General features: G+C 71.0%; 16 protein-coding genes. 12 read left to right on the top strand and 4 right to left on the bottom strand.

The features are described 5' to 3' along the window. The first annotated feature begins 50 nt into the window (after nt 1–50). From BKD26_RS08960 to BKD26_RS08950, 3 genes are all read left to right on the top strand, one after another. Complete coding sequence (locus BKD26_RS08960; RefSeq protein ID WP_084897285.1) at nt 51–1,661, top strand: MFS transporter; 1,611 nt, start codon at nt 51–53, stop codon at nt 1,659–1,661. Between the two features lie 170 nt (nt 1,662–1,831). Then, the gene (locus tag BKD26_RS08955) at nt 1,832–2,221 is read left to right on the top strand and encodes a peptidase inhibitor family I36 protein (protein ID WP_084897284.1); all 390 of its coding nucleotides are present in this window, start codon (nt 1,832–1,834) and stop codon (nt 2,219–2,221) included. 19 nt (nt 2,222–2,240) lie between these two features. Then, nucleotides 2,241–2,552, top strand: coding sequence for a small hydrophobic protein (locus tag BKD26_RS08950; protein WP_084897283.1), 312 nt, complete (start codon nt 2,241–2,243; stop codon nt 2,550–2,552). Nucleotides 2,553–3,173: 621 nt separating this feature from the next. Here the strand turns inward: BKD26_RS08950 and BKD26_RS08945 are convergent. Beyond that, nucleotides 3,174–3,953 (bottom strand): potassium channel family protein, encoded by a 780-nt coding sequence (locus BKD26_RS08945; protein WP_084897282.1) that lies wholly within the window; start codon nt 3,951–3,953, stop codon nt 3,174–3,176. Nucleotides 3,954–4,019: 66 nt separating this feature from the next. Continuing rightward, a complete protein-coding gene (gene aceE / locus BKD26_RS08940; protein ID WP_084897281.1) occupies nt 4,020–6,752 on the bottom strand; it encodes a pyruvate dehydrogenase (acetyl-transferring), homodimeric type in 2,733 nt (910 codons plus the stop codon). A 439-nt stretch (nt 6,753–7,191) separates the two neighbouring features. Between aceE and BKD26_RS08935 the strand changes: the two genes are divergently transcribed. The 6 genes from BKD26_RS08935 (at nt 7,192) to BKD26_RS08910 (ending at nt 12,335) form a co-directional block, all read left to right on the top strand. After that, entirely contained in the window at nt 7,192–7,632 is a 441-nt protein-coding gene (locus BKD26_RS08935) for a DUF3052 domain-containing protein (protein WP_073751760.1), read from the top strand. Between the two features lie 109 nt (nt 7,633–7,741). Continuing rightward, complete coding sequence (locus BKD26_RS08930) at nt 7,742–8,227, top strand: peroxiredoxin (RefSeq protein ID WP_084897280.1); 486 nt, start codon at nt 7,742–7,744, stop codon at nt 8,225–8,227. 112 nt (nt 8,228–8,339) lie between these two features. Next, nucleotides 8,340–8,915 carry a TerD family protein gene (locus BKD26_RS08925; RefSeq protein ID WP_064071174.1) on the top strand — a complete coding sequence of 192 codons (576 nt, stop codon included), beginning with the start codon at nt 8,340–8,342 and terminating at the stop codon, nt 8,913–8,915. Nucleotides 8,916–9,675: 760 nt separating this feature from the next. Next, nucleotides 9,676–10,251 (top strand): TerD family protein, encoded by a 576-nt coding sequence (locus BKD26_RS08920; protein WP_073751765.1) that lies wholly within the window; start codon nt 9,676–9,678, stop codon nt 10,249–10,251. Nucleotides 10,252–10,334: 83 nt separating this feature from the next. Continuing rightward, complete coding sequence (locus BKD26_RS08915) at nt 10,335–11,459, top strand: DUF475 domain-containing protein (protein ID WP_084897279.1); 1,125 nt, start codon at nt 10,335–10,337, stop codon at nt 11,457–11,459. A 135-nt stretch (nt 11,460–11,594) separates the two neighbouring features. Then, nucleotides 11,595–12,335, top strand: a complete 741-nt coding sequence (locus tag BKD26_RS08910) for a Tellurium resistance (RefSeq protein WP_073752994.1) — start codon at nt 11,595–11,597, stop codon at nt 12,333–12,335. 19 nt (nt 12,336–12,354) lie between these two features. Here BKD26_RS08910 and BKD26_RS08905 read toward each other — a convergent pair whose 3' ends face one another. Continuing rightward, nucleotides 12,355–13,221, bottom strand: a complete 867-nt coding sequence (locus BKD26_RS08905) for a TerD family protein (RefSeq protein ID WP_179166473.1) — start codon at nt 13,219–13,221, stop codon at nt 12,355–12,357. 176 nt (nt 13,222–13,397) lie between these two features. Here BKD26_RS08905 and BKD26_RS08900 point away from each other — a divergent pair, with 176 nt between their 5' ends. From BKD26_RS08900 to BKD26_RS08890, 3 genes are read left to right on the top strand one after another with little or no spacing between them, the layout of a single operon-like run. Then, nucleotides 13,398–14,561: an HpcH/HpaI aldolase/citrate lyase family protein gene (locus BKD26_RS08900; RefSeq protein WP_084897277.1), complete on the top strand. Its 1,164-nt coding sequence runs from the start codon at nt 13,398–13,400 to the stop codon at nt 14,559–14,561. 14 nt (nt 14,562–14,575) lie between these two features. Then, nucleotides 14,576–17,347 carry a phosphoribosyltransferase gene (locus tag BKD26_RS08895; protein ID WP_084897397.1) on the top strand — a complete coding sequence of 924 codons (2,772 nt, stop codon included), beginning with the start codon at nt 14,576–14,578 and terminating at the stop codon, nt 17,345–17,347. Further along, nucleotides 17,344–18,165 (top strand): HAD family hydrolase, encoded by an 822-nt coding sequence (locus BKD26_RS08890; protein WP_084897276.1) that lies wholly within the window; start codon nt 17,344–17,346, stop codon nt 18,163–18,165. The genes BKD26_RS08895 and BKD26_RS08890 overlap by 4 nt, the downstream gene beginning before the upstream one ends. Here BKD26_RS08890 and BKD26_RS08885 read toward each other — a convergent pair. Then, nucleotides 18,134–18,745: a DedA family protein gene (locus BKD26_RS08885; RefSeq protein ID WP_084897275.1), complete on the bottom strand. Its 612-nt coding sequence runs from the start codon at nt 18,743–18,745 to the stop codon at nt 18,134–18,136. The genes BKD26_RS08890 and BKD26_RS08885 overlap by 32 nt on opposite strands. Between the last annotated feature and the right edge of the window lie 33 nt (nt 18,746–18,778).

The raw sequence follows: 18,778 nt of genomic DNA, 5'->3' as shown, positions 1-18,778 counted from the left end.
GCGTATGAAATGCTTTGTCAATTGTCAGTGACTGACATTAGCCTCGCGGTATGACTAGTCAGACCACCATCGAGAAGCTGCCGCAAGGCCAGGATCCCGTGCCTGCCCCGGCCAAGGGGCTGCGCGGCCACCCCTGGCTGACGTTGTTCGCCGTGGCGGTCGGCGTGATGATGGTCGCGCTGGACGGCACGATCGTCGCGATCGCCAACCCCGCGATCCAGAAGGACCTCGGCGCGACGCTCGCCGACGTCCAGTGGATCACCAACGGCTATCTGCTCGCCCTGGCGGTCGCCCTGATCACGGCCGGCAAGCTCGGTGACCGCTTCGGCCACCGCCAGACGTTCCTCATCGGCATCGCGGGCTTCGCCGCCGCGTCCGCCGCGATCGGCATGTCCGACTCGATCACCCTGGTGATCGTCTTCCGGGTGCTCCAGGGCCTGTTCGGCGCGCTGCTCATGCCGGCCGCGCTGGGCCTGCTGCGTGCCACCTTCCCGGCCGAGAAGCTGAACATGGCGATCGGCATCTGGGGCATGGTCATCGGCGCGTCCACGGCGGGCGGGCCCATCCTCGGCGGCGTACTCGTGGAGCACGTCAGCTGGCAGTCGGTGTTCTTCATCAACGTGCCGGTCGGTGTCCTCGCGCTCGTCATGGGCCTGGTGATCCTGAAGGACCACCGCGCGGAGAACGCGCCGCGCTCGTTCGACGTCCTCGGCATCGTGCTGCTGTCGGCCGCGATGGCGTCCCTGATCTGGGGCATCATCAAGGCCGGCGAGAGCTGGGGCTGGGGCAGCCTCAACACGTGGGGCTTCCTGGGCGGCGCGCTCGTGCTGTTCGCCGTGTTCGCCGTCTGGGAGACGAAGGTCGCCGAACCGCTGATCCCGCTCGGCATGTTCCGCTCCGTACCGCTGTCGGCCGGCACCGTCCTGATGGTGCTGATGGCCTTCGCCTTCATGGGCGGCCTGTTCTTCGTCACCTTCTACCTGCAGGGCGTCAAGGGCCTCAGCCCGGTCGACAGCGGCCTGCACCTGCTGCCGCTGACGGCCATGATGATCGTCTCCTCGCCGCTGGCGGGCGCCCTCATCACCAAGTACGGTCCGCGCGTCCCGCTGGTGGGCGGCATGGTCTGCACGGCGATCGCCATGTTCGGCATGATCACCCTGACCGAGGGCACCGGCACGCTGGCGATGTCCCTCTGGTTCGCCCTGCTGGGCCTCGGCCTCGCCCCCGTCATGGTGGGCGCCACGGAGGTCATCGTGGGCAACGCCCCGCTGGAGCTCTCCGGTGTGGCCGGTGGCCTCCAGCAGGCCGCGATGCAGGTCGGCGGCGCGCTCGGTACGGCGGTGCTGGGCGCGGTCATGTCCTCCAAGGTGAGCTCCGAGTTCGCGGCCAACTGGAAGGACGCCGGGATCCCGGTGCCGGCCGACCCGAAGCTGGAGCAGGCGGCGGAGTTCGGCATCGTGCCGGCCGAACTGGCCAAGGTGCCCGGCATGACACCGGACCTCCTCGACAGGATCTCCGGCGTCATCCACGACACGTTCATGTCCGGCATGGGCCTGGCCTTCACGGTCGCGGGCGTCGTGGCGGTGATCGCGGCGCTGGTGGCCACGCTCACCAAGCGCGGCGAGAACGCGGAGGCGGGCGCGGGCGGCGCGCACATCTGACCGCTGGTGTCCGAGGGCCCCGCAGCCGTCGGCTGCGGGGCCCTCGGTGTACCCCGGTGGTGCACCGCGTCACCCGACCGGGTGGATCACCCCAGGAAGCCTTCCCCAGATGGTCACGGAGCGTCACAATCGATGTACGTGATCGTCACGCCGCACACACGGGGGTTTCCATGCGTTCCACGACCGTCCGCACCGCCACCACCGTTCTCCTCGCCGGCGCACTCAGCGCCACCGTGCTCGGGGGCGCCGTTCCCGTGGCCGCGGCGCCGCCGCCCCGGCTCGGGCCCTGTGACACGGGGCAGTTGTGCCTATGGGCCAAGGAGGGATTCAGGGGTGCCCGGTACACCCATGAGCTGACCGGCATCGACATCGAGGCATGCGTCCCGCTGCCGCCCGGAACCACCGCCGCCGCCCTCGCCAACCGCACCGGACGGCCCGTCACCACCTACCAGTCCGCCGAGTGCGCCGAGACCGGCGAGTTCGAGACGTATCCGGGCGGTGGTACGTGGGTGCCCCAATCGCCTTACCGGGTACGGGCCTTCAAGGTGTGGGAGACCTGAACCAGGGCACCCGGGGGCCATGAACAGTTTCGGGTACACCTCGCGTTCGCGCAGGAGCCCCCGCTCACGCGGCCGGATGTGGTCGCGGACCGGGCCGGACCGCGCGACGCTCGGGATCGTCGGGCTGGTCTGCGCGGTCGCCGGTTTCTTCGTACTGGGCATCATCCTCGGCCCGGTGGCGATCGTCTGCGGCTGGCTCGGCATGGGCCGGCGCTGGGCGAGCAACCACATCCCGGCGCTGGTCGCGTTCGTTCTCGGGGCGATCGACACCGTCCTGGCCCTCGTCTCGCTGGCCGGTGCTGCCGGCACCCCGGGCAACGGCACGCTCTAGACGTACCCACGCGCACGCCCACACCACGCCCGGGCCTTGGCTCGCGTGCTGCACCGCTCACGCGCCGAGCACGACAAGGCGCCCGCCGACGTCCCACCCACGAGCACCCCGCGCCTGGGGCCTTCCCGCCCCTGGCCCCGCGTCGGCGGGCGTACCCGCGGCCCCCTGGCGAAGGCGTGCCGCGAGCAACACGTGTGCTGCGCCCACGGCGTAAGCGCGATCAAGCCGCATTTGAACCCGCCCTGGCCCCGCACCTGGGGCGTACCCGAGCCTGGGCGTACCTGCGGTCAAGGCGCACCCGGTGCAAGGCGCGTACCCGCCGTGAGGGCGGCCGCGAGCAGCCCGCGCCGTTCCCTCCCTGGCCCGCGCCCCGGGGCGTACCGACGCCTGGGGCGTTCCGCGGTGAAAGGCGTGCCGGGAGCAGCCCGCGTGCCCGCACCGACGCGTACGCGCGAGCAAGCCGCACCCGTCCCCGAGCCTGCCCGCGCTTCGGGCGCGACCGTGCCCAGGGTGTACCCGCGGTGAAGGCGTACCGGCGCCTGGGGCGTACCCCCGCCTGGGGCGTAACCGTCTCCCGGGCTCGCGCCCGCGGGCGTGAACGTCACCGGGCGAGCCGGCCGCCTACGTGGCGCCCTCCGTGGTGGGCTGTGCCGGCACCGAAGAGGTGGGGGCCGCGGGGGAGGCCGCCGTGGCGTTGGCCGACAGTCGGGCGACCTCGGCCCGGAGGTCCTTGACCTCCTGCGTGAGGGCCTCCAGCAGAGCCGTCTGGCGGCGCTCCTCCGCGTCGTCCCGCTCGAAGCGCGAGATGAACCACGCCGCGATGTTCGCGGTGACGACACCCAGCAGGGCGATGCCGGACAGCATCAGCCCGACGGCCAGCACCCGCCCGAGCCCGGTCGTCGGCGCGTGGTCGCCGTACCCGACGGTCGTCATCGTCGTGAACGACCACCACACCGCGTCGCCCAGCGTCTTGATGTTCCCGTCCGGCGCGCCACGTTCCACGTGCAGCACGGCCAGCGAGCCGAACATCATCAGACCCACCACGGATCCGGCCACATACGTGGTGAGCGTTATCTGCGGTGCCATCCGGGCCCGCCGCCCCACCAGCAGCAGCGTGGAGACGAGCCGCAGCAGCCGCAGCGGCTGGATCAGCGGCAGCAGAACCGCCAGCAGGTCCAGTGGGTGGCGGCGCACGAAGACCCACCGCTCCGGCGCCAGCACCAGGCGTACGACGTAGTCCACGGCGAAGGCGCCCCACACCACCCACTCCACGGTCAGGCAGGCGCGGTGGACCCATGGGGCGGCATCGGGCGCCACTATCGGTATCGCGTAGGCCACGCCGAACGCGACGGCGAGCCCCAGCAGCGGCGCCTGGGTGCGCGCCTCCCAGCGTTCGTTCATGCCCGGAATGCTAGGCCCGGAATGTCAGGGGGATGCGGGGGGACGGGAGTCCCCCCGCCCGACCGGCTACGCGTCGCCGCCCGCGGCGCCCGGGTCGGCCGCCGCGACGTCCAGCAGCTGGTAGCGGTCCACGGCCTGCTTCAGCACCGAACGGTCCACCTTGCCCTCCCGGGCCAGCTCGGTCAGCACCGCCAGCACGATCGACTGCGCGTCGATGTGGAAGTACCGCCGCGCCGCACCGCGCGTGTCCGCGAAGCCGAAGCCGTCCGCGCCCAGCGAGGTGTACGTCCCCGGCACCCAGCGCGCGATCTGGTCCGGAACCGACCGCATCCAGTCGGAGACGGCGACGAAGGGACCCTCCGCGCCGGACAGCTTCCGCGTCACATACGGAACCTGCTGCTCCTCCTCCGGGTGGAGCAGGTTGTGCCGGTCGACCTCCACGGCCTCGCGGCGCAGTTCGTTCCAGGACGTCGCCGACCACACGTCGGCGCGCACGTTCCACTCCTCGGCGAGGATCCGCTGCGCCTCCACCGCCCACGGCACGGCCACACCGGACGCCATGATCTGCGCCGGAATCGCCCCCTCCTCGCCGCGCCGGAAGAGGTGGATGCCCTTGAGGATGCCGTCCACGTCGACGTCCGCCGGCTCGGCCGGGTGCTGGATGGGCTCGTTGTAGACGGTGAGGTAGTAGAAGACGTCCTCGGCGTTCTCGCCGTACATCCGGCGCAGACCGTCCTTGACGATGTGCGCGATCTCGAAGCCGAAGGTCGGGTCGTACGCGATGCACGCCGGGTTCGTCGAGGCGAGTAGCTGCGAGTGGCCGTCCGCGTGCTGCAGACCCTCACCGGTCAGCGTCGTACGTCCCGCGGTCGCACCCAGCACGAAACCGCGCGCCAGCTGGTCGGCCATCTGCCAGAACTGGTCGCCGGTCCGCTGGAAACCGAACATCGAGTAGAAGACGTACACCGGGATCAGCGGCTCGCCGTGCGTCGCGTACGCCGAACCGGCCGCGATCAGCGACGCCGTGCAGCCCGCCTCCGAGATGCCGTCGTGCAGCATCTGCCCGGTCGGCGACTCCTTGTACGCGAGCAGCAGCTCGCGGTCCACCGCCTCGTACTGCTGGCCCAGCGGGTTGTAGATCTTGGCGCTCGGGAAGAACGAGTCCATACCGAAGGTGCGGTACTCGTCCGGCGCGATCAGCACGAACCGCTTGCCGATCTCCTTGTCCCGCATCAGGTCCTTCAGCAGCCGTACGAACGCCATCGTCGTGGCGATCGACTGCTGACCCGACCCCTTCTTCACCGCCGCGTACGTCTTGTCGTCCGGCAGTGCCAGGGGCTTCGCGCGCACGACGCGGGTCGGGACGTACCCGCCCAGCGCCTTGCGGCGGTCGTGCATGTACTGGATCTCCTCCGAGTCCGGCCCCGGGTGGTAGTACGGCGGCAGGCCGGACTCCAGCTCCCTGTCGGAGATCGGCAGGTGCAGCCGGTCGCGGAAGCGCTTCAGGTCGTCGACCGTCAGCTTCTTCATCTGGTGCGTGGCGTTGCGGCCCTCGAAGTTCGGGCCGAGCGTCCAGCCCTTGACGGTCTGCGCGAGGATCACCGTCGGCTGGCCCTTGTGGGCGCGCGCCGCCGCGTACGCCGCGAAGATCTTCTTGTGGTCGTGACCACCACGGCCCAGGTGCAGGATCTGGTCGTCGGTCATGTGCTCGACCATGGCCCGCAGCCGGTGGTCGTCGCCGAAGAAGTGCTTGCGGATGTACGCGCCGGTCTCCGTCGCGTACGTCTGGAACTGGCCGTCGGGCGTGGTGTTCAGCTTGTTGACCAGGATGCCGTCACGGTCCTGCGCCAGCAGCGGGTCCCAGGAGCGGTCCCACACCAGCTTGATCACGTTCCAGCCGGCACCGCGGAACTGCGACTCCAGCTCCTGGATGATCTTGCCGTTGCCCCGTACCGGGCCATCCAGCCGCTGCAGGTTGCAGTTGACGACGAACGTCAGGTTGTCCAGGCCTTCACGCGCCGCGATCGACAGCTGGCCGAGCGACTCCGGCTCGTCCATCTCGCCGTCGCCGAGGAACGCCCACACGTGCGACGCGGAGGTGTCGGCGATACCGCGTGCCTCCATGTAGCGGTTCATGCGCGCCTGGTAGATCGCGCCGATCGGGCCGAGGCCCATGGAGACGGTCGGGAACTCCCAGAAGTCCGGCATCAGCCGCGGGTGCGGGTAGGACGACAGGCCGTTGGGCAACTTCGACTTCTCCTGCCGGAAGCCGTCGAGCTGCTCCTCGGTCAGCCGGTCCAGGAGGAACGCGCGCGCGTAGACACCGGGCGACGCGTGGCCCTGGAAGAAGATCTGGTCGCCGCCGTCGCCCTCGTCCTTGCCGCGGAAGAAGTGGTTGAAGCCCACGTCGTAGAGGGAGGCCGAGGAGGCGAACGTCGCGATGTGCCCGCCCACACCGATACCGGGGCGCTGTGCGCGCGACACCATCACGGCGGCGTTCCAGCGCGTGGCGTTGAGGACCTTGCGTTCGATCTCCTCGTTGCCGGGGAAGAACGGCTCGTCCTTGGTGGCGATGGTGTTGACGTAGTCCGTGCTGCGCATCTCGGGCACGGCCACGCGCTTCTCGCGGGCCCGCTCGATCAGGCGGAGCATCAGGTAGCGGGCCCGCTCGCGGCCGCGCTCGTCCACGGCGGCGTCGAGGGAGTCGAGCCATTCCTGGGTCTCTTCGGGATCGAAATCCGGGACCTGGCTGGGAAGGCCGCCAATGATGATCGGGTTGCGATCGGATCCGGAAGCCACGCTGTTCCTTCTGTTCGGTGGAGCCTACGGGGAATGGAGTGTCGGCAGTGCGGTCGCGCCGCCACCATCGTGTACCCCGTGGGCGTAAACGTCATCTTTACCGAGGGGTAACCCCCACGGGTCGCCGTATCCGGCCCGGGCCCGGCCCAAATCGCAACCTTACGCCCAACTCGGCCATGTGTTTCGTTCGGTCGTTCGCCCACCACGGGCGCACGGAAGGAGTAGAAGCGAATAAAGTGGGTCAAGGGCCGTGGTGTGTAGCACGGGCGTGGGCGGGAAGCTGCCTGGAGTTGCGGCGAGACGGCCCCAAAAGTCACCGTTTCGGCGGTCTCGATCGCCGGGTACTTGCGCGATCCGCCCAGCACGTGTGGACTACGCCCAATGCCACGCGTACGCGCGCGGCCGAAGCACTTTCCAAAAAACGATCAGGAGGCAAGCCGTGAGCGCGACCGCGGACCACGCGGAGGAGCGGACCAACCCGGCGGCGAAGCTGGGGTTCGAGCCCGGACAGGTGGTCCAGGAGATCGGCTACGACGACGACGTCGAGCAGGAGCTCCGTGAGGCAATCGAGGCCGTCATCGGCCAGGATCTCGTAGACGAGGACTACGACGACGTCGCCGACGCCGTACTGCTGTGGTTCCGCGACGAGGACGGAGACCTCACGGATGCGCTGGTCGATGCCATCGGCCTGATCGAGGAGGGCGGGGAGATCTGGCTCCTGACGCCCAAGACCGGCCGGGACGGCTACATCGAGCCCAGCGACATCAACGAGGCCGCCCAGACCGCGGGCCTCTCGCAGACCCGGAGCATCAGCATCGGCAAGGACTGGAGCGGCCACCGCCTGGTCACCCCGAAGGCGGCCAAGTCCGCCAAGCGCTGAGCCCTTCCACAGCCCCCAGGGCCCCCGCCGACACCTGTCGGCGGGGGCCCTGTGCGTAGGGTGGGACCCGACTGGGACCCACCCGACCACTGAAGGGATGCTTTCTGACATGGCGATCGAGGCGATCGAGGCGACCGAGCCGCTCCAGGTCGGCACCAAGGCCCCGGACTTCGAGCTGAAGGACAACCACGGACGCACCGTCTCGCTCGCGGACTTCCGCGGCGAGAAGAACGTCGTGCTCCTCTTCTACCCCTTCGCCTTCACCGGCGTGTGCACGGGCGAGCTGTGCGCGCTCCGCGACGAGCTGCCGACGTTCGTCAACGACGACACCCAGCTGCTCGCCGTCTCCAACGACTCGATCCACACGCTGCGCGTCTTCGCCGAGCAGGAGGGCCTGGACTACCCGCTGCTGTCGGACTTCTGGCCGCACGGCGAGGTCTCGCGCGCGTACGGCGTCTTCGACGAGGAGAAGGGCTGCGCGGTGCGCGGCACCTTCATCATCGACAAGGAGGGCGTCGTCCGCTGGACGGTCGTCAACGGCCTGCCGGACGCCCGTGACCTCAACGAGTACGTCGCGGCGCTCGACACCCTCTGAATCTTCGGCGCAAGTGCCTGCTCACGACGGGAACCGGTCACTAGGATCCAGTCGTTGATCCGATGCCAACGCACGACGGGGGCGCTGCCCCTGTAAACCAATGGAGGGACTCGTGGGAGTCAGCCTCAGCAAGGGCGGCAACGTCTCGCTGACCAAGGAGGCCCCGGGCCTGACGGCAGTCACCGTCGGTCTGGGCTGGGACGTCCGTACCACCACCGGAACGGACTTCGACCTCGACGCCAGCGCCATTCTGGTCAACGCCGAGGGCAAGGTCCGCAACGACCAGGACTTCGTGTTCTTCAACAACCTGAAGAGCGCGGACGGCTCGGTCGAGCACACCGGCGACAACCTCACCGGTGAGGGCGAGGGCGACGACGAGCAGGTCAAGGTCGACCTGGCCAACGTCCCGGCCGACGTCGCCAAGATCGTCTTCCCGGTGTCGATCTACGACGCCGAGACCCGCCAGCAGTCCTTCGGCCAGGTCCGCAACGCGTTCATCCGCGTCGTGAACCAGGCCGGCGGCGCCGAGATCGCCCGCTACGACCTGAGCGAGGACGCCTCGACGGAGACCGCCATGGTCTTCGGCGAGCTGTACCGCAACGGCGCGGAGTGGAAGTTCCGCGCGGTGGGCCAGGGCTACGCCTCGGGCCTGCGCGGCATCGCGCAGGACTTCGGCGTCAACGTCTGACCCGCCGCAGGCGGCGCCCCGGCGCCGACGACCGCCGGGGCGCCGCCTGCGACGGCTCCTCGGCCCCCGGCCGCTGCCCGGCGGGCGGCCGCAGACGGCACCTGGTGGGGCGGCGTCTGCGGCACCCGGCGGGGGTTCCCCGGCGGGTGGCGGCGCGGACCCGGCGGGGGCCGTCTGCGGCTCGTCCGGTACGCGGCGGCGGCGCGGCGCCCGGTGGGGCGGCCGTGCAGCTCCCGGTGGGTCGGCGGCGCGGCTTCCGGTGGGGCGGCCACCCGGCACCCGGCGGGGCGGCGTCTGCGGCTCGTCCGGTACGTGGCGGGCGGCCACCCGGCTCCCGGCGGGGTGGCTACCCGGCACCCGGCGGGGCGGCGTGGTCCGCGGCGCGGGGCGGCGTCCGTCGCGGGGCTGGGCCGGCGCGTGGTTCGGGTGTCCGGCGGCGGTGCCGTTCGCGGGGCGGTGCCCGTCGAGCACTCGGCGGGGCGGCGCCCAAGGCGACGCGGGCGTGAACGGTCCGCAGGGGGCGACGGGCCCGTAGGTGCCGTCCGTGGGCCCGCGCGTGCCGGGGCTTGATCGCCGTGCAGTTTCGTCCGGCGCCGCACATCTTCGTGCGGCGCCGGACGTGCCTTACCGCCCGTATCGTGACGCGGCCACCGCGCCGCGCCCGAGGCGGGCAACACCGGCCGGCCCGTGCCCGGGCCGGGGGTCCGGGGGGACGTCCCCGGGACAACGCAGCAGCAGATCTCAGGGGAGGATCCACATCATGGGCGTCACGCTCGCCAAGGGAGGCAACGTCTCCCTCTCCAAGGCCGCACCCAACCTCACCCAGGTGCTCGTCGGACTCGGCTGGGACGCGCGCTCCACCACCGGCGCACCGTTCGACCTCGACGCCAGCGCACTGCTCTGCGAGAACGGCAGGGTGCTCGGCGACGAATGGTTCGTCTTCTACAACAACCTCACCAGCCCCGACGGCTCCGTCGAGCACACCGGTGACAACCTCACGGGCGAGGGCGATGGCGACGACGAGTCGCTGATCGTCGACCTCCCCCGGGTGCCGGCCCACTGCGACAAGATCATCTTTCCGGTCTCGATCCACGAGGCCGACAACCGGGGCCAGACCTTCGGCCAGGTCAGCAACGCCTTCATCCGCGTCGTCAACCAGGCCGACGGCCAGGAGCTCGCGCGGTACGACCTCAGCGAGGACGCCTCCACCGAGACCGCGATGATCTTCGGCGAGCTCTACCGGTACGGCGGAGAGTGGAAGTTCCGCGCGGTAGGACAGGGGTACGCATCGGGGCTGAGGGGCATCGCTCTAGACTTCGGCGTCAATGTTTCTTGAAGCACGTCTCCGGGTTCGTTCACAGCCCGGCGCGCACGGCGCGGGGGAGACCCGTAACCGTACTTAACACGATTGGGTAGCCAGTGGTTCTGAAAACCTTCGGCTGGTCGTTCGCCGTCACGGCGCTCGGCCTCGCTTTCGCCGCCTGGCAGTGGGGCTGGGAGGCGTTCGGGATCGTACTGATCCTGTCGATCCTCGAGATCTCGCTGTCGTTCGACAACGCGGTGGTCAACGCCGGAATCCTCAAGAAGATGAACGCCTTCTGGCAGAAGATCTTCCTGACGATCGGCATTCTGATCGCGGTCTTCGGCATGCGGCTGGTCTTCCCCGTCGTGATCGTCGCCATCAGCGCCAAGGTCGGACCCATCGAGGCCGTCCAGCTCGCCATGGACAACCCCGGGCGGTACGAGGACCTCGTCACCGACGCGCACGCGGCCATCGCCGCCTTCGGTGGCATGTTCCTGCTGATGATCTTCCTGGACTTCATGTTCGAGGAGCGCGAGCACAAGTGGCTCAGGTGGCTGGAGCGCCCGGCGGCCAAGCTCGGCAAGGTCGACATGCTGTCGGTCTGCATCGCCCTGATCGTCCTGATGATCACCGCCATGACCTTCGCCACCCAGGCACACACCAGCACCGGGCACGCCGACAAGGCGGCCACCGTGCTGCTGTCCGGCGTGGCGGGCCTGATCACGTACCTCGTGGTCGGCGGCCTGTCCGGGTACTTCGAGGACAAGCTGGAGGAAGAAGAGGAACGCGAGCACGAGGAGGAGGAGAAGGCCAAGAAGGAGGGCAAGCCGGTCTCCGCGGTCGGCCTCGCCGGCAAGGCGGCCTTCTTCCTCTTCCTGTACCTCGAGGTCCTCGACGCGTCCTTCTCCTTCGACGGCGTCATCGGTGCCTTCGCCATCACCAACCACATCTTCTGGATGGCACTGGGCCTCGGCATCGGCGCGATGTACGTCCGGTCGCTCACCGTCTACCTGGTCCGCCAGGGCACCCTGGACGACTACGTCTACCTGGAGCACGGCGCGCACTACGCGATCGGCGCGCTCGCGGTCATCCTGCTCATCACCATCCAGCACGAGATCAGCGAGCTCATCACCGGCACCATCGGTGTGTTCCTGATCGCCGCGTCCTTCCTGTCCTCCGTGCGCCGCAACAAGGCGCTGGAGGCGGCGGGCAAGGACGACAAGACACACGTCGTGGTGTGACATTCGCCGGGGCCCGTCAAAGTGTGACGGCCCCGGCATTGAGGAACGCTTCCGTTGCGGGGCGGCCGGGTGCTCCCGGCCGCCCCGCCGCGTATCCGCGCGTATCCGAGGAACCGGACGACTGGGGGTGGGGGCATGGCCTTCTGGGACAACCTGTGGCGGAACAACGCCGCGCAGTTCGACTCGGGCAGTGCCTCGACGAACGCCATCGACCTGACCAAGCGCCGCCCGTCCGTCTCGCTCACCAAACAGGGCGCGGCGACCGGCAACCTGCGCGTCAACCTCTCCTGGCGGATGCGCACCTCCGACATCGAGGGCCGGTCCAAGCACAGCGGCCGACTGCTGCGGCACCCTCTCAAGCTCTTCAAGCCCGATGTGGTCCAGGCACACACCCAGGGTGTGGTCAATGTGGACCTGGACATCGGCTGCCTGTACGAGCTGAAGGACGGCACCAAGGGCGTGGTCCAGCCGCTCGGCAGCTTCTTCGGGGACCTCAACTCACCGCCGTACGTGAAGCTCAGCGGCGACGACCGGTTCGGCGCACCGTCCGGTGAGACGATCTTCGTCAACCTCGACCATCGCGACGCGATCAAGCGCCTGCTGTTCTTCGTCTACATCTACGACCAGACACCGGCGTTCGACCGTACGCACGCCACGATGACGCTCTACCCGAGCAACGGCCCGCGCATCGAGATAGAGCTCGACGAGCGTGCGCCGCAAGCCCGTTCGTGCGCGGTGTTCATGCTGGAGAATGTCAAGGGGGAGCTGGTGGTAAGGCGGGAGGTGCGGTTCGTGTACGGCTTCCAGGCCGAACTGGACCGGCTCTACGGGTGGGGCCTGCAGTGGGGACGCGGCTTCAAGGCCGGCAAGGTCTGACCGCCCCGTCGTACCGTCGTCAGCTCCGTACGAACTGCGGTCCCATCGGCGGCAGCTGGAAGTTCGGATCCGGCGCGGGCGCGGCGGCCGCGGCGGGCTGCGGATAGCCGTACGCGGGCTGCGGCGAACCGGCCTGGGGATAGCCGTACGCCGGAGCGGGAGCCGGAGCCGGGGGCGACGCGGGTGGCGCCGGAGGTGTCGCGGGAGGCGTCGCGGGAGCGGCGGGCACCGCGGTGGTGGGCGCGGCCGCCGACGCGTCCGTCGCTGCCGCCGAGCCGTCCTGCGCCGCCTGCCCGTCCGCCTCCCGGGCCTCTCCCGCCCCGTCGGCCTCCTGGGCCTCCTCGGCTTCGTCCACCGAGATCCCGAACGCCGTGGCCAGGCCGATCAGCCCCGTCGGGTAACCCTGCCCCACCGCACGGAACTTCCAGCCCTCCCCGCGCCGGTACAGCTCGCCGCAGATGATGGCCGTCTCCTCGCCGGTCTCCGGCTTCACCTCGAAGACGGCCAGCGGCTCCGTGGCGCCCGAGCCCGCGTCGTACAGCAGGATCCGCAGATCCCGTACGCGGTCGAAGGTGTCCCCGTCCGACGACGCCGCCAGCACCACCTGGTCCACCGACGGATCCAGCGCCGCCACATCGGCCTCGACCGTGTCGGTGAGCCCCTCCGGGACCCGCTTCTTCGGCAGCCGCCGCACCAGCCCGGACGGGTGGCGTGGCTGGTTGTAGAAGACGAAGTCCTCGTCCGAACGCACCTGCCCGTCGGTGCCGAGCAGCAGGGCGGAAGCGTCCACGTCCGGCACCCCGGGGCCGGGGGTCCAGCACAGTACGGCCCGTACGGCCGCGGCATCGAGCGGGACGTTCGAGCCCTTCAGCATGGCGTGCGTCATGTCCGACATCCTGCCTGGCCGCCCACGCCGCGGACAACGCGGGGGCCGCGTGGCAGGGGCGAGAAGCGGACGAGTTACCTGAAGTTCATGCCCGGGGGGAACTCGCGACACCGGTCCCTACGTACTATTACCGGCCACATGTCGTCAGGGCCGTCAAGGCAGTACGGGGGATACTCATGCGTCATTTCGGGCACATCCCGGCCACTGCCCGGGCCGGGCTCTTCCACCGGGAGCCGTGCGAGTTCAGCGCGGACTCACCGGCACGCGTCCTCGCCGCCGCCCTCGGCGCCACGCTCTACAGCCCCGCCACCCGGCCGCGGCTCGCTGACGACGTGATGAAGCAGGTGGGTCGTGGCGTCGTGTCGATGGTGCTGTGCCTGGAGGACTCCATCGACGACGGCGAGGTCGCCGGGGCGGAGGAGAACCTCGTACGCCAGTTCACCGACCTGCACGAACGGGACGGTGAACCGCCCCTGCTCTTCATCCGCGTCCGGCAGGCCGAACAGATGGCCGACCTGGTGCGGCGGCTCGGGCCGGCCGCCCGGCTGCTGTCCGGATTCGTGCTGCCCAAGTTCACCGAGGAGCGCGGCGGGCCCTTCATGGAGGCCCTGACCGTGGCCGAGAACATCTGCGGGCGGCGGCTCTTCGCCATGCCCGTACTGGAGTCGCCCGAGCTGCTCCACCTGGAGACCCGGCACGAGACGCTCGCCGGCATCGGCAGGATCGTCGACAAGTACCGGGACCGGGTCCTCGCGCTGCGCCTCGGTGTCACCGACTTCTGCTCCGCGTACGGGCTGCGCCGTACGCCCGACATGACGGCGTACGACGTGCAGATCGTCGCGGGCGTCATCGCGGACGTCGTCAACGTGCTGGGCCGCTCCGACGGCACCGGGTTCACCATCACCGGCCCGGTGTGGGAGTACTTCCGCGTCCAGGAGCGCATCTTCAAGCCACAGCTGCGGCGCAGCCCCTTCATGGAGCAGCGCGCCGACGAGCTGCGCACCGCGCTGATCGAGCACGACCTGGACGGGCTGCTGCGCGAGATCGAGCTGGACCGGGCCAACGGCCTGCTCGGCAAGACCTGCATCCACCCCTCGCACGTGCTGCCCGTGCACGCGCTGTCCGTCGTCAGCCACGAGGAGTTCAGCGACGCCCAGGACATCCTGCGGCCGGAACGGGGCGGCGGCGGGGTGCTGCGCAGCGCGTACACGAACAAGATGAACGAAGTGAAGCCCCACCGTGCGTGGGCCGAGCGGACCCTTCAGCGGGCGGAGGTCTTCGGCGTCGCGAAGGAGGACGTCGGCTTCGTGGAGCTGCTCACCGCGGGGCTGGTCAAGTGAAGGAGAACGGGAACGTGGCGGTCTGGTCGGGTACGTGGGTGTCGGAACGGCTCGGGATCGAGCTGACCGGCGACCAGCGGTTGCGTGAGCTGCTGGGCCTGGCGCTGCGGCGCAACCCGAAGCGGGCGCACCTGCTCGTCTCCAACGTGCTGGGCAAGCACGTGCCGCAGAGCCCGGGCGTGGTGTGGCGGTCGGGTTACGAGCTGGGCGTACGGGTACGGGAGCTGCTCGGGCCCGACGACGCCGCGCGGGCGGTGGTGCTCGGGTACGCGGAGACGGCGACCGGCCTCGGCCACTCGGTCGCCGACGGCCTGGGCACCGCCCCGTACCTGCACTCCACGCGCCGCCCGGTGCCCGGGGTCGAGCGGGCGGGCGGCTTCGAGGAGGCCCACTCGCACGCCACCTCGCACCTCCTGCTCCCCGAGGACCCGGCGCTCCTGGCGGGCCCCGGGCCGCTGGTGCTGGTCGACGACGAGTTCTCCACCGGCAACACGGTGCTCAACACGGTACGGGCCCTCCACGCGCGCTACCCGCGCGAGCGGTACGTGATCGTGGCCCTCGTCGACATGCGCTCGGCCGCCGACCGGGGCCGCCTCGCCGGCTTCGCCTCCGAGATCGGCGCCCGCGTGGATCTGGTGACCCTGGCGGCAGGCACGGTCCGGCTCCCGGACGGCGTCCTGGAGCGCGGCCAGGCGCTGGTGGCGCAGCACGAGGCGGCGGACGCGGCGGGTGCGGCGGGTGCGGCGGGCGCGGCCGGTCTGGCGCGGGCGGCCGGTGTGGCCGGTGTGGCCGGTGTGGCCGGTGTGGCCGGTGTGGCCGGTGTGGCGGGCGGTGGCCGGCCGGCGGGTGCGGCGTCTGGCGCGGGCGGTGCTGATGTGGCGGGCGGTGTGGCCCGAGCGGCGGGTGTGGCCGGTGTGGCGGGCGGTGGCCGGCCGGCGGGTGCGGCGACCGGCGCGGGCGGTGCCGATGTGGCGGGCGGCGCGGCCGGTTCTCCGGACGGTGAGCGTCCCGGCGATGGGGCCGCCGCAGGCGGGGGCCGTGCCACCTCCGTGCCGCGCGTCGAGCTCGGGTGGCCCGACGGCGTACCGGACGGGGGACGGCACGGTTTCACGCCCGCCCACCGCGCCCGCCTGAACGACGCGCTCCCCGCCATGGCCGCCCGCGTCGCCGACGCACTGGGCCTCGCGCCGGGCGCCCAGGACGCCGCCCCGGAGACAGCGGACCCCGCTCCCCACGGCGGGGGCGACCTGCCGCGCGTGCTGGTGCTCGGGTGCGAGGAGCTGATGTACACGCCGCTCGCCCTGGGCGTCGCACTCGAAAAGCTCGGCCGCGCCGAGGTGAGGTTCTCGACCACCACCCGCTCGCCCGTCCTCGCCGTCGACGACCCCGGCTACGCGATACGCACCCGGCTCGTCTTCCCCGCCCACGACGCGCCCGCCGACGGCCCTGGTGACCGGTACGCCTACAACGTCGCGGGCGCCGGCTTCGACGCGGTCGTCGCCGTCGTCGACTCGGCCGCCGACACCCCCGCGCTCCACGCCCCGGACGGCCTCCTGGCCCAGCTCGCCGCGCACATACCGCACGTACTGCTCGCCGTCGTCCCGTCCTACGCCCCCGCCTACGCCCCCGCCGAAAGGGCCCCCATGCTGCCCGAGCCTCTCCGAGGCCCCGCCTTCTCGTCCTACGCCCCCGAGGAGGTCGGCTGGCTCCTCCAGGACCTCTCAGACGTCGAGCTGGAGGCGCCGACCGAAGAGCGCGAGGAGGCGATCCAGAGCGGCGGCGCCCACTACGCCGAGTCGCTGCCCGTCGAGTACCAGCCCAGCGACCGCTACCAGGCCCTCTTCCACGCCGCCCTCGACACCTCCGCCGCCCGCATCGCCCGCGCCGTCGGCACCGTCACCGAGACGGTCCTCGCCGAGCGGTCCCCGCGCCCCGTGCTCGTGTCGCTGGCCCGTGCCGGCACCCCCGTCGGCGTACTCATGCGCCGCTGGGCCCTTCACCGCCACGGCCTCGACCTCCCGCACTACGCCGTGTCCATCGTGCGCGGCCGGGGCATCGACGCCAACGCGCTGCGCTGGCTCCAGCAGCACCACGACGCCGCCGACGTCGTGTTCGTCGACGGCTGGACCGGCAAGGGCGCCATCACCCGCGAACTGGCCGCCGCCCTGGAGGACTTCCCCGGCTTCGACCCCGAGATCGCCGTCCTCGCCGACCCCGGCTCGTGCGTGCGCACCTACGGCACCCGCGAGGACTTCCTCATCCCCTCCGCCTGCCTCAACTCCACCGTCTCCGGGCTGATATCGCGCACCGTGCTGCGCGCCGACCTCGTCGGGCCGGACGACTTCCACGGTGCGAAGTTCTACCGCGAACTCGCCGGCGCCGACGTGTCCAACAGCTTCCTCACCACCGTCACCTCCCACTTCGACGAGGTCGCGACCGCCGTCGACGCCGACGTGAAGGAGCTCCTCGCCACCGACCGCACCCCCACCTGGGAGGGCTGGGCCGCCGTCGAGCGGATCAGCGAGGAGTACGGCATCCACGACGTCAACCTGGTCAAGCCCGGTGTCGGCGAGACCACCCGGGTCCTGCTGCGCCGCGTCCCCTGGAAGATCCTCGCCCAGCGCGGCGCGGGCGCCGACCTCGACCACGTACGGCTGCTGGCCGAACAGCGCGGCGTACCGGTCGAGGAGGCCGACGACCTGCACTACACCTGCGTCGGGCTGATCCACCCGAAGTACACCCGGGGCGCGACAGGCGCCGACGGCAAGGCGGTGGCGCACCGATGACCGTGACCACCCTCATCGCCAGCGACCTCGACCGCACCCTCATCTACTCCGCCGCCGCCCTCGGCCTGACCATGCCGGACGCCGAGGCGCCGCGCCTGCTGTGCGTCGAGACGTACCAGCACAAACCGCTGTCGTACGTGACCGAGACCGCCGCCGCGCTGTTGACCGAACTGCCGCGCCACGCCGTCTTCGTACCGACCACCACCCGTACCCGCGAGCAGTACCACCGCATCCGGCTCCCCGGACCGCCGCCGCGGTTCGCGATCTGCGCCAACGGCGGGCACCTGCTGGTCGACGGCGTGTCCGACCCCGACTGGCGGCGCACGGTCGACGCCCGCCTCGCCGACGAGTGCGCCACGCTCGACGAGGTCCGCGCCCACCTGCTGGCCGTCGCCGACCCGGCCTGGCTGCTGAAGGAACGGGTCGCGGAGGACCTCTTCGCGTACCTGGTCGTCGAGCGCGCCCTGCTGCCCGACGGCTGGATGAAGGAACTGGCCGCCTGGGCCGGCCCGCGCGGCTGGGCCGTCTCCCTCCAGGGACGCAAGGTGTACGCCGTTCCCCAGCCGCTCACCAAGAGCGCCGCCGTCCGCGAGGTCGCCCGCCGAGCCGGGGCGGACCGTGTGCTGGCCGCCGGCGACTCGCTGCTCGACGCCGATCTGCTGCTCGCCGCCGACCGGGGGTGGCGGCCCGGCCACGGGGAGCTCGCCGAGAGCGGCTGGAGCGCCGGCCACGTCGACGTACTTGAGGAGCGGGGCGTGCTGGCGGGTGAGGAGATCCTGCGCCGGTTCAGCTCCGCCGTACGCCCGTCCCCGGCCTGAGGACCCGGACGCCCACGAACGCCACCACCGCGGCCACCGCCACCACCAGGACCACCTTCGAGTACAGCGACACGTAGTGGGTGACCTGCTCCCAGTTGTCGCCGAGCGCGTAACCGGCGAGGACGAACGCGGTGTTCCAGATCGCGCTGCCGAGCGTCGTCAGCCCGAGGAACACCGGCAGCGGCATGCGCTCGATGCCGGCCGGGACGGATATGAGGCTGCGGAAGACCGGGATCATCCGCCCGAAGAACACCGCCTTGGTGCCGTGCCGCCCGAACCACGCCTCCGTACGCTCGACGTCGGCGGCCTTGACCAGCGGCAGCCTGCTCGCCACGGCGATCGTCCGCTCCCGGCCGAGCAGCGCCCCCACTCCGTACAGCGCGAGCGCGCCCACGACCGAGCCTGCCGTCGTCCACAGCAGCGCGGCGATCAGGCCGATCCGCCCGCTCGCGGAGGCGAACCCCGCCATCGGCAGGATCACCTCGCTGGGCAACGGCGGGAAGAGGTTCTCCAGGGCGATCGCGAGTCCGGCCCCGGGCGCGCCAAGGGTGTCCATGAGGCTGTTGATCCAGCGTTCCATGGCTCCACGCTAGGGAAACGCAGCTGAAGACCT

The organism is Streptomyces sp. CB03238 (assembly GCF_002099185.1).
Lineage (GTDB): Bacteria > Actinomycetota > Actinomycetes > Streptomycetales > Streptomycetaceae > Streptomyces.
Note: the sequence above shows the minus strand (reverse complement) of the source record. Positions and strands in the feature narration are given on the sequence as shown.